The sequence below is a fragment of the Gilvimarinus polysaccharolyticus genome (assembly GCF_001187555.1).
Classification (GTDB): Bacteria; Pseudomonadota; Gammaproteobacteria; order Pseudomonadales; family Cellvibrionaceae; genus Gilvimarinus; species Gilvimarinus polysaccharolyticus.
Map to the genome: position 1 here is coordinate 1521323 of NZ_LFIJ01000002.1, position 15258 is coordinate 1536580.

Annotated in this window: 15 protein-coding genes; 14 read left to right on the forward strand and 1 reads right to left on the reverse strand. The window is 49.8% G+C overall.

The features are described 5' to 3' along the window. The first annotated feature begins 12 nt into the window (after positions 1 to 12). The 12 genes from GILYN3_RS15215 to GILYN3_RS15270 all read left to right on the forward strand — a co-directional run bounded on the left by GILYN3_RS15215 (position 13) and on the right by GILYN3_RS15270 (position 13633). Entirely contained in the window at positions 13 to 924 is a 912-nt protein-coding gene (locus GILYN3_RS15215) for an ExeA family protein (protein WP_049723791.1), read from the forward strand. Beyond that, entirely contained in the window at positions 921 to 2351 is a 1431-nt protein-coding gene (locus GILYN3_RS15220) for a tetratricopeptide repeat protein (RefSeq protein WP_049723792.1), read from the forward strand. Before GILYN3_RS15215 ends, GILYN3_RS15220 begins: the two co-directional genes overlap by 4 nt. Positions 2352 to 2359: 8 nt before the next feature. Then, positions 2360 to 4138, forward strand: coding sequence for a GspE/PulE family protein (locus GILYN3_RS15225; RefSeq protein ID WP_049723793.1), 1779 nt, complete (start codon positions 2360 to 2362; stop codon positions 4136 to 4138). Beyond that, entirely contained in the window at positions 4125 to 5345 is a 1221-nt protein-coding gene (locus GILYN3_RS15230; protein ID WP_049723794.1) for a type II secretion system F family protein, read from the forward strand. The genes GILYN3_RS15225 and GILYN3_RS15230 overlap by 14 nt, the downstream gene beginning before the upstream one ends. Further along, entirely contained in the window at positions 5342 to 5866 is a 525-nt protein-coding gene (locus GILYN3_RS15235) for a hypothetical protein (protein ID WP_157484950.1), read from the forward strand. The genes GILYN3_RS15230 and GILYN3_RS15235 overlap by 4 nt, the downstream gene beginning before the upstream one ends. A 230-nt stretch (positions 5867 to 6096) precedes the next feature. Then, positions 6097 to 6534: a type II secretion system protein gene (locus GILYN3_RS15240; RefSeq protein ID WP_049723796.1), complete on the forward strand. Its 438-nt coding sequence runs from the start codon at positions 6097 to 6099 to the stop codon at positions 6532 to 6534. A gap of 5 nt (positions 6535 to 6539) precedes the next feature. After that, positions 6540 to 6965 (forward strand): type II secretion system protein, encoded by a 426-nt coding sequence (locus tag GILYN3_RS15245; protein WP_049723797.1) that lies wholly within the window; start codon positions 6540 to 6542, stop codon positions 6963 to 6965. Next, entirely contained in the window at positions 6955 to 7443 is a 489-nt protein-coding gene (locus GILYN3_RS15250; protein WP_049723798.1) for a hypothetical protein, read from the forward strand. The genes GILYN3_RS15245 and GILYN3_RS15250 overlap by 11 nt, the downstream gene beginning before the upstream one ends. Then, positions 7443 to 8231 carry a PulJ/GspJ family protein gene (locus GILYN3_RS15255; protein ID WP_049723799.1) on the forward strand — a complete coding sequence of 263 codons (789 nt, stop codon included), beginning with the start codon at positions 7443 to 7445 and terminating at the stop codon, positions 8229 to 8231. The genes GILYN3_RS15250 and GILYN3_RS15255 overlap by 1 nt, the downstream gene beginning before the upstream one ends. Next, on the forward strand, positions 8221 to 8664 hold the full coding sequence (locus GILYN3_RS15260) for a pilus assembly PilX family protein (protein ID WP_049723800.1): 444 nt from the start codon (positions 8221 to 8223) through the stop codon (positions 8662 to 8664). Before GILYN3_RS15255 ends, GILYN3_RS15260 begins: the two co-directional genes overlap by 11 nt. A 2-nt stretch (positions 8665 to 8666) precedes the next feature. Then, positions 8667 to 12791 (forward strand): DUF6701 domain-containing protein, encoded by a 4125-nt coding sequence (locus GILYN3_RS15265; RefSeq protein WP_049723801.1) that lies wholly within the window; start codon positions 8667 to 8669, stop codon positions 12789 to 12791. Positions 12792 to 12862: 71 nt separating this feature from the next. Continuing rightward, positions 12863 to 13633, forward strand: coding sequence for a VIT1/CCC1 transporter family protein (locus tag GILYN3_RS15270; protein WP_049723802.1), 771 nt, complete (start codon positions 12863 to 12865; stop codon positions 13631 to 13633). Positions 13634 to 13701: 68 nt separating this feature from the next. Here the strand turns inward: GILYN3_RS15270 and GILYN3_RS15275 are convergent, their stop codons facing one another. Continuing rightward, positions 13702 to 14241: a glycine cleavage system protein R gene (locus GILYN3_RS15275; RefSeq protein ID WP_049723803.1), complete on the reverse strand. Its 540-nt coding sequence runs from the start codon at positions 14239 to 14241 to the stop codon at positions 13702 to 13704. An 87-nt stretch (positions 14242 to 14328) separates the two neighbouring features. Here GILYN3_RS15275 and GILYN3_RS16930 point away from each other — a divergent pair, with 87 nt between their 5' ends. Further along, entirely contained in the window at positions 14329 to 14628 is a 300-nt protein-coding gene (locus tag GILYN3_RS16930) for a YheU family protein (RefSeq protein WP_084005493.1), read from the forward strand. A 2-nt stretch (positions 14629 to 14630) separates the two neighbouring features. Continuing rightward, positions 14631 to 15257: an alpha/beta family hydrolase gene (locus GILYN3_RS15285; protein WP_049723804.1), complete on the forward strand. Its 627-nt coding sequence runs from the start codon at positions 14631 to 14633 to the stop codon at positions 15255 to 15257. Position 15258 lies beyond the last annotated feature (1 nt).

Sequence of the window (15258 nt, forward strand, 5' to 3'; positions counted from 1 at the left end):
GGAGCACCGTGCGTGTACCGACAGCATTTTGGCCTGCGTGAGCAGCCGTTTTCACTCACGCCGGATACCGAGTTTTATTTTAACCACAAAAGCCATCGCGAGGTGTTGGGCACCATATTGTTGGCTTTGCGTCACGCCGAGGGCTTTGTAAAAGTAGTGGGCGAGGTGGGTACAGGTAAAACGCTGCTTAGTCGTAAATTGCTTGATGCGCTTGATGCACAATACCTGACCGCTTATATCCCCAACCCTTATTTAACCCCCGAAGAGCTCAAGTGGTTTTTGGCCGAAGAAATCGGCGTAGCGACGGATGATAAGCCCGCGCATAAATTATTGGCGGATATCAATCAGCGCTTAATTGAGTTGGCCACGGCTAAGCGCCAAGTAGTGTTGATTGTCGATGAAGCGCAAGCAATGCCGCGCGAGACACTGGAATCACTGCGACTATTAACCAATCTAGAAACTCGCAAACGCAAACTATTACAGGTGGTGTTGCTGGGTCAGCCCGAGTTAGATGAAATGCTTGAGCGAGCCGACTTACGCCAACTTAAGCAGCGTATTGTGTTTGCTGAGTATTTGCATGCCATACCGTCGGCCAATGTGGCCGCTTATGTTGACTCCCGCCTAGCGGTAGCAGGCTACACTGGCGCGCCATTGTTTACTCGTGCCGCGCTGCGCTTATTGGCCAAAGCCACCGGCGGCGTACCACGTTTATTAAATGTTATTAGTCATAAAGCTTTGATGGCCACTTACGGTGAAGGCGCAAGACAGGTGACTCGCACTCATATGGCACGCGCGGTGCTTGACACCTCCGAATCGCGCGCGGCGGGCCGTCGAGCTGCACGTCATATTTGGCTGTGGATCGCGCTTGGCGGTGTGGCTGCGTTACTCGTGGCGAGCGCTATTTTTTGGGGATTGCGCCTGTGAGCTTGGTCAACGATATGTTGCACGATTTAGATGCGCGGCAACCCCACACATCTAACCCTCGCGACCATCTGCCTAGCGGTTTAAGCCGTCGAGCATCGGCGGGGGCTTGGCGTTTTGTGTTGATGGGCTTTGTGGTTGTATTGGCTATTAGTGCACTGGGGTATTGGTATGTTGCCACATCGATTATAAAGCCTGCTACTAGCTCAGCGTTAAAAAACTTATCGGATACAAATCTTGTCGCTACCGACGTGGTTGAGCGCACTACAGCAATATCGCCATCATCTCTTAACGCTCAAACCGTCAGTTCGCAGGAATCTGTTGTACAGCCCCACAGTATGCCAAGCCGCGAGTTGCTTAAAAATTTACGTTTGGCAAAGGCGGCATGGGTGGCGGGGCAGTTAACCACACCGCTTGATGCCAGTGCGTATTGGTATTATCAGCAGGCGTTGCGATTCGACCCTAATAATAGTGAGGCTCGTGCCGGCATTACCCAAATCGCCACGCATTATTTTAGCCAAGCCCAACGTGCCGAGAGCAGCGGTGATGACATGCAAGCGCTGGCGTTATTGGAGCGGGTGTTGGCGATAACCCCAGATCACCCGAGCGCACAAACAATGCTTGCTAAATTGCAAAGCTTGCCAGTAACACCTTCCGTGCAACAAGCTACGGCCGATTATGTTGTCGAGCCTATGAGTGATAATACTGCAGGGCCAAATAATTCAGTGACATCGCCCTCGGTGGCATCGTCTCTGGGGCTAAACAGCGTTAAGCCTAAGGACAGCTCTAACGTTAATATTAGAGCTGTCAGTGATGTTGACTACCCTGAAGAACAAAGTGATGGGGTTAACTTAAGCTGGACTAGCCGTGACCAGCAAGCCCGTGGCGAAGCCGAACGTTTGGTGGCGCGCGGACAACCTGAGCGAGCGCGGCGATTGCTTGAAGCGTTTGTCGCTGATGCGAGTAAAACCGCTTTTATGGTGCCCTATTCACGACGTTATTTGCAGTCGTTATTGTTGCAGGCGTCGGAGTTTGCTGCCGCCGAACAGCTGATTGCACCTGAGCTTGATTTGGCCGATAAGCATTATATGCAGGCGCGCCTGCATGAGTACCAAGGCGAGCTAATAAAAGCGCTGCAAGTACTGGAGCAAGGTTATGCCAGCGCCGAAGCCGACGAGGCGTATCGTGCCTTGGCCGCATCACTGTATCAAATGACTAAAAACTACAGTGCCGCCGAAAACCATTATCGACGCTTGCTGGAAGTTTTTGGTCCGCGGGCGCGTTATTGGTTAGGTTTGGCGTTGTCACTTGATCAACAACAGCGTTACCCGTTGGCCAGTGTTGCTTACCGCCGCGCGCGCGAGGCGAGTGATACAACCCAAGTCATTGTTGATTTTTCCGATCAGCGCCTGATTCAAATTGGAATGTGAGAGCTGCTATGAGCCAAACTGCCCCTAAAAAAATTCGCTTAGGCGATCTGCTGGTCAATCAGAACATGATCAGCCAAGCGCAGCTTGATCACACCCTGCAAGAGCAAAAACTTAGCGGGCGCAAGCTGGGCCAAATGTTAATCGAGTTAGGCTTTGTTGACGAAACAGAGTTGTTAACGCTGTTGTCCGATCAACTCGATATTCCGTTTATTGATTTAAAACAGTTTCGGTTTGAGCCTGAGCTAGTGAGGCGTTTACCCGAGATGACAGCGCGACGTTATCGGGTCATATTGCTGCGTGATGATGCCGACGGTTTTTTGTTGGGTATGGCCGACCCCACCGATATTTTTGGTTTAGACGATATTCAGCGTCAAGTCGATAAGCCGTTAAAGCCAGCGGTAGTGCGTGAAGAAGATTTGCTGGATGTATTGGATCTGGTTTACACCCGCGCGAGCGAGATCGCATCGCTCGCCGGTGAGCTGGATGATGAGCTACAAGAAAGTGCCATGGATTTGGCCGAGGTCGCCGATTCGGTAGGTGACTCGGATGCCCCGGTCGTTAAATTGCTGCAAAAGATCTTTGAGGAAGCCATTAAGGCGCGAGCCTCGGATGTACACATCGAGCCCGATGAAGTCGTGCTGCGGATCCGCAACCGTATTGACGGGGTGTTGCTAGAGCAGGTGATGAACGAAAAACGGATCGCCACGGCATTGGTGGTACGGTTAAAGTTGATGTCGGGTTTGGATATTTCAGAAAAGCGTATCCCGCAAGATGGGCGCTTTAATTTGAAAGTGTCTGGGCGCAATATTGATGTGCGCTTATCAACCATGCCGGTACAGTTTGGCGAGTCGGTAGTGATGCGATTACTCGATCATACCGACGGGGTGTTGCCTCTGGAAAAAGTAGGCATGCCACCTGAGATGATGGCGCGGTTTCGGCATATTATTTCCCGCCCGCACGGTTTGGTCTTGGTAACCGGCCCCACCGGTTCGGGCAAAACAACCACCTTGTACGGCGCTCTTTCGGAGCTTAATGAGCCCGAGAGTAAAATTATTACCGTAGAAGACCCTGTAGAGTATCGGCTGCCGCGTATTAACCAGGTGCAATTACACGAGCGAATCGGCCTTACTTTTAACAGTGTGCTGCGAGCGGCGCTGCGACAAGATCCCGACATTTTGCTGGTCGGCGAGATTCGCGATGCCGAATCGGCCGAGATTGCGCTGCGTGCGGCTATGACCGGCCACATGGTGTTATCAACATTGCACACTAATGACGCTATCACCTCAGCTATGCGTTTAATTGATATCGGTGCCGATGGCTATTTAGTTGCCACCGCATTAAAAGCAATTGTGGCACAGCGTTTGGTACGCAAGATTTGTGGAAGTTGTAGTCAAGATTATCAGCCTAATGCGAATGAGCGGCAGTTGATAGCCTCGTTAAGTGCACGACGCAAGGCAAGTGCTGCTCAGTTTAAGGCGGGCACAGGTTGTCCGCACTGTCATAATACCGGTTACCGTGGGCGTATTGGTGTGTTTGAAATGCTAGAAGTAAACACCGCTATGGCCGAGGCTCTACGGATTAGTGACATTAGTGCATTTGCTCGCGCTGCCAGTAGCAGTGCACGGTTTTCGCCGTTAAGTGAAGCTGCGTTTGGCTACGCGATAGATGGGTTAACAACACTCGAAGAAGTGATGCGCATTAGTGCGCAAATTGATGACGAGATTCCAGGGGTAATGATTGCCGGCGGCGTTACGGCACAAGGTGAGCCTGAACATGGCGGTATTTGAATACAAGGGGCGAGACAGCCAAGGCCGTGCGGTAAGTGGCCAGCTAGAATCGGGTTCGCCCGAGCTAGCGGCGGGCACTCTGGCGGGGCGTGGTGTTACCCCTATCCATATTGCCGAGTACCAAGCCAAAAAAGATACCTTAGAATGGCTCGGTGTGCTCAACCAAAAAACCAAAGTACAGCTGTCCGATCTTATTGTTTTTTGCCGACAAATGCACACGATTACCAAAGCTGGCATTCCGCTGGTTAAGGGTATTCGCAGTCTTGCGGCCTCGCTTAAACATTACACATTACAAGCAACGTTAAATGATGTCGCCGATAGATTAGAGACGGGCTTAGAGTTGTCTGTGGCAATGCGTTCGCACCCCAAGGTTTTTAGTCCGTTATTTATTTCACTGGTGTCGGTGGGGGAGAACAGTGGCCGGCTCGACTTGACCTTTATGCAATTGGCCGAATATATGGAGCGAGACTTACTCACCTCGCGTAATATTCGTCAGGCACTGCGCTACCCGACGTTTGTTATTATCGCGTTAGTGTTGGCCATGGCCGTGATTAACATTAAAGTCATTCCCGCGTTTGCCGGTATGTTCAGTAAATTTGGTGCCCAGTTACCATTACCCACCCGTATCCTTATCGGTGTTTCAGATTTCTTTGTTGCTTATTGGCCGCTTATGCTGATTGCCGCTATTGGTAGTGCGATTGCCGTTTGGCATTATGTAAAAACACCGGCGGGCGCTAAGTTGTGGGGCAAGAAGAAGTTAAGTTTGCCCATTATTGGCGATGTCATCGAGCGCGCCTCTATGGCGCGTTACTCACGCTCGTTTGCGCTAATGCTGGATGCTGGGATGCCATTGAGTACTGCACTCGACTTGTGTGGCAAAGTAATTGATAACGCTTATCTAGCTGAAAAAATTTACAATATTCGCAGCGGTGTCGAGCGCGGCGAGACTTTGTATCAAACCCACTTAATGAGCGGTATGTTCACCCCGCTAGTGCTGCAAATGATAGCCGTAGGTGAGGAGAGTGGCCAGGTCGATACCTTGCTGGCCGAGGTGGCCGGCTTTTACGAGCGCGAAGTCGATTACGATGTGAAAAAACTGTCGGATAAAATCGAGCCATTATTGATTGTCATTATGGCCGGTTTTGTATTGATACTAGCGCTTGGTATTTTTCTTCCCATGTGGGAAATGTACAACATCCAAAAATGAGGATATCCCGCCCCCCAGAGTCTACTGGTCAGCGAGGTTTCGCGCACTACAGGCTTCTGTGGGTAAGCATTGTACTGTCGTTACTGTTGGTGTTTGCTCTTGGCTATTATCAACGCTTAGTTCACGACTCGCAGCGTTTTGCGTTACAGCTACAGGCGCGCAATTTTAGTCAAGCTGCCACGGTAATACGAGCCTTTTGGCAGTTGCGAGCCAAGCCTGCCGATAGTCTAGAGTTAAACGGGTTTGTATACCGAGTTAATAGCGGCGGCTGGCCGTTGGATGGCGAGCCTATCGCCGCAGGCGTGGTAATACGTAATAGTGATAAACGTTGTGAAAGGTTGTTATTTTCGTTGATTATTGCGCCAGTATCTGCGACAGTAAATACAACGACTAAGCGTAATGCAAAACCTAAAGCTCTTGCTGATGGCGGCTGTCGCTTTTATGGCACAGACACAGGTAGCGCTCTATACTTTGATTATCACGCTCGCGACGGTCGTGTGACAGCAGTCGCTGTAGATTAGTCGATACCATTTGTGAGTGAAGTGTTACCGCTCGGCTAATAGGGAGTTGAAGTGATTGGCATGATACTTGAGTACTGTTATAACTATGTTCCACTCTGTCAATAGTTTGGCGGCTTAAAAATAAGCACGGAAGACCCTAATACTCTTGGTGCGTTTGACGCGGGAAGCCCCCAAACGGACTAAATTTAAACAACCGGCCTCAAGTCGGTTAGCATAACTGGAGAGACATTATGAAAAACCAACAAAGTGGTTTTACCCTGATCGAGCTGATTGCCGTTATTGTTATTTTGGGTATTTTGGCGGCCGTGGCAGTTCCACGTTTTGTGGATCTGTCTACAGCAGCAGAGCAGGCAGCAGCAAGGGGCGTTGCAGGCGGTTTATCTAGTGCATCAGCTTTGAATCATGCAAATAATATTGCGAATGATGCAGGTTTAGCGACGACAACAACCATTACTACGGTTGCTACTTGTCCTGCGGTTGCTGGTTTACTCGATGGCGGTTTACCCGCTAATTACACAATAACTGCAGGTACTGGTACCGCGCTCGATGGCGGTGGTGTTGGCACTGAGGGTGGATCTTCAACGTGTACCCTTACGTTAGATACTAATTCTGATGGCACTGCAGAAGCGACACAAACCTTTACGGCTTACGGTGTTACCGCACCATAATTGGTATGAATCAGCGCTCGAAGGGCTTCACGTTAATCGAGCTGATCGCCGTTATCGTTATTCTTGGCGTGATCGGGATTACTGTTGGCTCGCGCTTTACCGATAGCGCAGTTGCCTCGGTACAAACAAGCCGCGACGATCTAGTCGCGGCTTTATTTTTTGCTCAACAAAAAGCCATGGCGCAATCGGGTATCACCTTAGTGATTAACGCCAATAGTGTTAATGTGCTTAAAAATGGTAGTTCAATTAGATTACACCAAGATGCCTACCCACTAACGTTTGTTAATGGTGTGAGTGTCTCTCCAAGTCAAAGCTATACTTACAATAAACTTGGCCAAATTACCAACTTGGCGGCAACCGCCCAGTTAACCGTCCAAAAAGCCGGAGCCTCGGCGGTGGTTACCATCGAGCCTAGTGGCTATGCGTACTAACCTCTCATCATTTGATTCACTTAGCCGGCGCGCTAGTCGTGGCATATCGCTTGTTGAGTTAATTGTTTTTATTGTTGTTATCTCTCTCGCCTTAGGCGGCTTACTGGGTGTGTATCAGTTTTCGGTGGTTAACAGTGCCGACCCAGTAAAGCGTTTACGTATGCTGCAATACGCCCAAGCGCGGCTAGACGCTGTTATGGCTTTGCGATACGACGAGAACACGCCTGCCGGTGGCGTGCCTGCCTGCGATTCGGCGGGTGCACTGCCTTGCAATAATACAACCGAAACCGATTATGACGATGTTGACGATTACGATGGTGTAACAGATTCGCCTGACACAAACTCAACATTTTATAGTCGTACCGTAGCGGTAGAGTTAACCAGCTTAAATGGCTTGCCGGCTAAATTAATACAAGTAACGGTTACCACCACCGATGGCGAATCACTAACGTTAGCCGGTTACCGGGTGAATTTTTAATGCGACATTCACCGGTGGCAAAAGGCTTTACTCTTATCGAGTTGATAACCGTTATTGTCATTGTGGGCATATTGGCGGTTATTGGTACGCAGTTTATTGTTAGTAGTGCCGAATCTTACGACACCACCCAAAAGCGCGCACTGTTGGTAAATACTGGTCGCCAAGCGTTAGAGCGAGTGTCGCGCGAGCTGCGCGTTGCGTTGCCGTATAGCTTGGTACATTTAACCAGTGGCACTTCTGAGTGTATTAAATTTATGCCTATTGCGGGTGATGGGCACTATCAAACTCCTATTGTCGCTGGTGTTGGCGAAGCAAAAATTGATACCAGTTATTATCGAACTGACGCCAATCACGCGCGTTATATATCAATCGCGGCATTAAATAGCACAGAGTTAACCTTAAGTGCATCGTCGTCTCTTGCGGCATTAGCGGTGACTATGACGCCATCCGCGGCGAGTGGTAGTGGTGAATTAGCTTTGGCTGGCACACATGCGTGGCTTAGAAACTCTGCTAACCAACGTTTTTATTTACTCGATGCCCCGCGAGCTTTTTGCCTGCTGGCTGGCGAGCTTAGGTATTTTAATAATGTGGGCGTTGATGAACAAACCGTGCCACCTGCTGGCAGCTCTACGTTAATTGCTCAAAACGTCGTGAGCGAGGGCACGGGTTTTAATGTCGGGCTAGATACCGTTACTAACCGCTCGTTGGTAACACTTAGCGTTAGGTTTTCGTTGCGCGGTGAGTCAGTCGCGTTAAAGCAAGAGGTCGCATTACGTAATGTTCCTTAATCGCTATCATTCATTGCCTAACGCCCAGCGTGGTTTTTTATTGCCGGTGGCGGTTTTTATTTTAGTGGTCATGAGCGTTGCGGCAATTGCTATGTGGCGCTCGACCATTCAGTCCAGTCACTCTATCGTCCAAGAGCTTATTAGTACTCAAGCGTTATACGCCGCCGAAAGTGGTGCGCAAGCTGGGGTGGGGCAAATATTTACCGGCATCGATCGCGCTGCCGTTAATACTCAATGCGATGTATTAAATCTAACGTTAAATTATTCTGTTACAGGTTTACAGCAGTGCTCGGCACAGGTGAGTTGTAGTGTTACTACAAGCCCGGATGATACGAGTAGCGTATACATAATCGATAGTGTGGGCAGCTGCGGCACCAGTGTAACCGCCGAGCGCACAGTGCGGGTTGATGCTTTTTTGAGCGAGGAGGAATAAATATGATCTTTTCTTGTCGTTCAACCTACTTGTTGTTTTGCACTTTGTTTTTGTCGTTAGTGTCGTTGCCTGGTTGGGCAGTCTCTTGCTCTGCGGTTTTTACCAATGGCTGGCAAACTAATACCAATAGCGGCCAAATTAGCGCGGGTTATCAGGCACTGGTTACCGGCGGCAGTAATGTTATCGACTCGGTTAACACAATAATAGAGCTCCCATCTGGCCCTGCGAGTTGTGGCGGCTCGGCTTGCGCCGTCAGCGGTAGTCCAGCAGCCGCAGCGCCTGTGAGCTTTATAACTGGGGCTAGCAGTAATGGCGATATTATTCTGGGTTATCAAGGTAGTGATTCACGCGCAGCGGGCGACTATGGCAATGTTATCTTGGCTAATGAATCCGAGTTAACATTGAGTACCGATAATGGCACTTACTTGACTAAAACCTTCTTAGCCAATTACCAATCAACAGTTAATTTTGCACCGGGAAGTTATTGGGTCGACGGTAATCTATCGTTCGCTAATGAGGTTACGATTAATCGTCAAGGTGGGTCGGGTCCAGTTCTTTTGTTTGTTAATGGCAATGTTGTTATTAATCATCTTGCCAACTTTTCGAATTTCTCGGCAGGTGATTTACTGATATACGCAACGGGAAACATTAGCCTTCAAACACGTTTAAATGTTCCAGCATTTGTTTATGCCGTTGGCGCGGTACAAACCAATAGTTATCAAGGGTTAATAACAGGTGCCATGTCGGGCTCAACTTTAGTTGTAGGCCAAGAGCATCGGGTGGATTTTGCTGGGGGCGTGTTAAATAGTGTTGATTTCTCCCCTTTCTGTGGCGATTCAAACCCTGCGGCCGTACTTGAGGCAAACTGGCGATTTGATGAGTTTAGTTGGCAAGGTAATGCCGGTGAGGTGCTAGACAGCAGTGGTAATAATCGCCATGGCACTAGCTCGGGTGATGCAACGACATTACAGGATGATCGCGCCATCAGTGGTGATCCAGGGACCTGCCGTTATGGCGAGTTAGACGGTTCTGGTGATTATCTCACGGTGACAGGTTTATCAGGTATTCTAAATGATACCGCTAGTTTGGCATTTTGGATCAAAACGCTTCAGACCGGTGACAATGTTGGTTGGCGGGCGCCAGGAATAACAGGGATGGAAATTTCTGGTGATGATGATGATATTTTCTGGGGTTGGTTAGATGGATCCGGTCATATTGGAATATCGGTCGGCGATGTCTATACAACCAAATCAAGCCAGTCGATCAGTAGCGGTACTTGGCGTCATGTCGCCCTGACGCGTAACGCGGTATCGGGTGATTATAAAATTTATATCGATGGTGTATTAGATGCTAGTGGGACAGGTCCTGCTGGTGTTGTAGGTGCAGTTTACAATCGGTTGGGGCGTATTGAAGATACTGGGGGGACGCCGGAAGATTTTTCCGGTCAACTGGACGAGGTGTATTTATACAGTGGCGTGCTTACCGATACTGAGGTGAGTGATTTAAAAAATCGCACGCATCCGTGTCCCGGTGAAATTTGTCCGACTGATGCCGGTGAGCCACGAGGGGGGATATGGGGTGACTATTATAATACCCGTGATCTTTCTGGTGCAGTGGCTGGGCGTCGAGTGGATGGGCCGATAAATTTTAATTGGGCAAGTGGAGCTCCAGGTATAAATGGTGTGACACAAAACCAGTTTTCGGTGGAGTGGAATGGTTTTATTCGAGCCACAGAAACGGGTACTTATCGTTTTCAAACCGCCTCAGATGATGGGGTTAGATTGTGGGTCGATAATCAATTGCTGATTAATCGCTGGAACGATCACGCAGTGACTACTGATACCAGTACTTCGGTGAGCCTTGAGGCCGGCAATGTGTATCCAGTGCGAATGCAATTTTATGAAAATGGCGGCTTGGCAGAAATACGTTTGCGTTGGCGTACTCCGTCATCTGCTAATTATGTGGCGATACCCGCAGGTACGGATGGTCCCAATCTAACCTCAGGCCTTTATTACTGTGGTACCGATCAGGTGGCTTATTATGAAATCAGCCATGCTGGCGCTGGCCTTACCTGCGAGGCAGAGCCTATAAGAATTACGGCGTTCGATAGTACCGGTATGCCGATCGCGCCACCGGCCGGCACAAATTTAAGCTTGGGGACGTCTCCAGCGACTGGTGTTTGGCCTGAAGGTAGTGTCTATACCTTTACCGGTACCGAGTCGCAAATTGATCGTTATTTACGTCAGAGCCAACCGGCGACGTTAAATATTAATGTTTATGATGGTCAGGTCAGTGAGTCAGCAACAGCAGACCCTAGTATTGTATTTGCCGATGTGGGCTTAAAGTTTTATCAAAGCCAAACGCTAGAGCCTATTGCCAATCAAGTGGCCGGAACTGAAGATTCGAGCCCAGTGTTGCGCATAGTACAGGCTGATGATGAGACTGGCGCTTGTGTTGCCCGGGTACAAAATCCCTCCTTGGATGTCGCTTTGGGGTTTGAATGTATTAACCCTGTTAATTGTGTCGCCGGACAAACGCTTACCCTTGCTGACACGAGTGTTGGTGCTAACAACCAAGGTGCTAGTAGTAACTTAACAGCGGTTAATCTTAATTTTAATGCGAACGGTTTTGCTGCTATTCCATTGATGTATACGGATGTTGGCGCAGTGCGTTTGCATGGCGCATTAACACTGCCCGAGGAAGGCAATAACCCTGCGATCACCGTGACCGGCGCGAGCAATTCGTTTGTGGTTAAGCCGTACACTTTGGCCGTTAGCAGCGTAAACCGAGCCGATGCAACGGCAAACCCCGAGACACAATCGGCCGGTGCAGGCTTTGTGGCGGCCGGTGAGGCGTTTACTGTGACGGTCGAGGCACGTAATAGTGCGGGTAATATCACGCCCAACTTTGGCAATGAATCTACGCCCCAGAGGCCGCGGTTAGACCCATCAAGTTTAACCTTGCAGTATCCTTTAGGTGGTTCACTCGGCACTTTAAGTGGCACCAGTGCTTTTACCAAGGTGAGTGGCAATAGTGGTCAGTTTAACAATACTTCGCTGAGCTGGAGTGAAGTGGGTAGTTTTACGATTGAGCCGCGACTCAATGGGGATGATTACTTGAATGCCGGTGATATTATTGCGTTAACTAGCAGTGCAACAATTGGGCGCTTTTACCCTTACGAGTACGTGCTTAACTCGTCGTCCTCGAATAATGCTTGCGGGGCAGGGGCTCTGTCATTTAGCTACATGAGTGAGCCGGCTATTGCCTTAGATTATCAGCTGCAGGCTAATAATCTGGGTGGAAGTGTAGTCACTAATTACGATCAGTCGTTAAACTATTTAGGTGCTGCTAGCGTTGAATATGTTTATGAAAACAATGACGAGTGCTTACGCAGCTCCGGCAATTGTAGTTATGGTCGGCTAATTGCTGGCGTAGAGCCATGGCAAGCGGGGAGAATGGATGTCTCGTTAACAGATGTGAGTTTTTTGCGCGACTCTGTCCCCGAGGCGCCATTAATGCAGTTGCAATTAGCGCTCAACCTAAACGATAACTTGGATGGTAGACCGCTTAATGGAAAGAGTGTGAACCCTATGACGACAGGGGACTGCACCGCCGATAATAGTTGCTCGGCGGTGGCACTGGGTGGGCCACTTAACTTACGTTATGGCCGCCTCTTTTTGGGCAGTGCTTACGGCCCAGAAATTCTGGACTTACCAGTAAAGTTTGTCACCGAGTACTACAATGGCACGCGCTGGCAGCGCAACCAAGACGATAGTTGTACGCGTATTGCCCGTAGCGAGGTTGGCTATCCTGATGGCAGCATTACTGTAGATGCCAATCGAGATGTAACAGTAGCTGCGGGCATCGCTCGCGGTGAGTATCCTAACGGTGGTATTGATGCCGGTGATATTATTTTTTCGCAAGGTCAATTAGAGCATTATTTCTCGGCCCCCGGAGCAGGTAATGCGGGTACGTTTGAAGTTAATATTGCTATGAGTCTTTACCCGTGGCTGACTTTTGATTGGGATGTTGACGGCGTTGACGATGGAATAATTACGGGTGAGTACCAATTTGGCTCTTACCGTGGTCACGATCGCATTATTTATTGGCGCGAAGTTTTAGAATAATTGCGGCCCATGGGGGTGGCTCGACAATATTGAGCCGGCTTTTAATGGCCCATTTGTTAAGGATTTAAACTATGCCTCCACATAGAGTACAGGCCGAACGCGAGCAGATCATTGCTTGCCACGCACCGGCTCGAATCGCCGCCCGATTGGCTCGAGGCCCCTCACAAAATTTTTTACGTGATTTTATTTATGGCGCTATTGATGGTGCGATTACGACCTTTGCTATTGTTGCGGGGGTTGCCGGCGCGGGCTTGTCCGCCACAGTTGTCGTGATACTTGGGCTTGCCAATTTACTCGCCGATGGTTTTAGTATGGCGGTCAGTAATTATTTAGGGGTGCGCGCAGAAAATCAGTTGCGCGATAAAACTCGCCGTCAAGAAGTTCGTGAAATTGCACTATATCCCGAGGGCGAGCGCGAAGAGATACGACAAATATTTAGAGCCAAAGGCTTTGAGGGCGTGGCGCTTTCGACGATTGTCGAAACCATTACCGGTGATGAACGACTTTGGGTGGACACCATGCTACAAGATGAGCACGGACTAACGCTGGAGTCGGCCAATGCAATCGCCGCGGCCGCTGTGACGTTTGTGGCTTTTATCAGTTTGGGGGCGCTGCCGTTGCTGCCGTTTTTAATTAATGCTGCCAGTGTTGATGCGGTGGCTCAACCGTATATGGTGAGTTGTGCGCTAACTGCGGTAAGCTTTATCTTGGTGGGAGCTGCCAAGGGGGCACAAGTGGGCAGCTCGCGCTCGATGGCGGCGCTTGAGACGCTTTTAATGGGCGGCGCCGCCGCGCTATTGGCCTATGGTATTGGCTACGCGCTAAACGGACTGGTCGCGTAGCTGGGTGTGTTTATTCTCTAGAGGTTCGTCTCAGAACACCGAGATATTCTGCCTACAGGTTTTAATGCTTAATGTGTCAGCTCGGGCGCCTCTGGTTGCTCTATGCGAATATCTACGGCTAACTCATCGGCGATTACATCCAGTTGATCGTATAAGTCATCCATATTGACCTCCGTGGGCACTCGTATAAATCCGGTTGCTTCAAACATTGGGTCACCCGACCAAGGCATGCTCGAGCAATCGGTTTCTAACTCTTCTACGCTAATGCCGCGTCCGGCAAACGCTTCTGCGATTTCGGCGACAATACCTGTGCGATCTGGGCCGACTACGCTAAATGAAAAATGATTATCACCGCTATCGATATTGCTATCGGCAAGCTCTGCGACCACCTGCAGCCCTTCGTCTGCCAATGCTTTTAGAGCATTGAGCAAATTTGAGTGATTTTCATCCGGCACAGCTACCTGTAGAATGCCTGCAAACTTACCGGCCAGGTGAGCCATTCGGCTTTCTAACCAGCTGCCTTGATGGGCGTGAATGGTTTTGGCTAACAATTGCACAACCCCAGGACGGTCGGCGCTGATAACAGTGAGTACAAGGTGCTGGTTCACGGGATGTCCTTTTATAGTTGTGAGTTGGTTACAGTGCGGGCCCTTCGGGACTCGATCGCGACTTACCCTAAGATAACACAGGCAAACATGATTATTCCTCATCAACAGTTGGCGCGCGAGACTCTCGATGCGTTGATCGAAGAATTTGTAACCCGCGAGGGCACCGAATACGGTGAACAAGATATATCGCTTGACGTTAAAGTCGAGCAGGTGCGTCGGCAATTGGAGCGCGGTAAAGTCGTGATCGTGTTTGATCCCGCTATTGCCAGCACCTCGTTAATGCCGGCAGACAGTATAACGGCGGGCTATGCATCAACCGATCGTGAACCTGAGGATTACGATCAAACAGATCAGGGCTTTGCCGACTATGACTCTGCTGGAAGCTAGCTGTGGAGTTACTGGTTGACCGAGCAGTGGGCGATGGTCCAACACTAGTTTTGGCCCACGGCGCAGGTGCACCAATGGACAGTGATTTTTTACAGCACCTGAGCGCGCAATTGGTGGCATGCGGTGTTACGGTGTGTCGTTTTGAGTTTCCCTATATGGCTGAGCGCCGCCTAAACGGTAAAAAGCGTCCGCCAAACCGCCAGCCTGAACTGATTGAATCCTGGATGCTAGCGTTAGAGCAAGTCACCCAGAGATTTGACGGCCCAGTGTTTATTGGCGGTAAATCGATGGGGGGGCGAATGGCGGCGGTTGTGGCGGCCAGCGTCGAGGTGCGTGGTTTAATTTGTTTTGGTTATCCTTTTCACCCGCCGGGCAAACCCGATAAATTACGGGTTGATACATTGCAGCAGCTGCGCGTTCAAACTTTGATTGTTCAAGGTACTCGCGACAAGCTGGGAGATCGGCACGACGTAGAAAGCTATGATTTACCGGCCAATATTGCTCTGCACTGGCTGGCCGACGGCGATCACGACTTTAAGCCCCGAGTGCGCTCGGGCTATACCCAAGATCAACACATCGTCACGGCAGCACAAGCGGCGGCGGGCTTTATTATTAACGCTGGAGATTAAC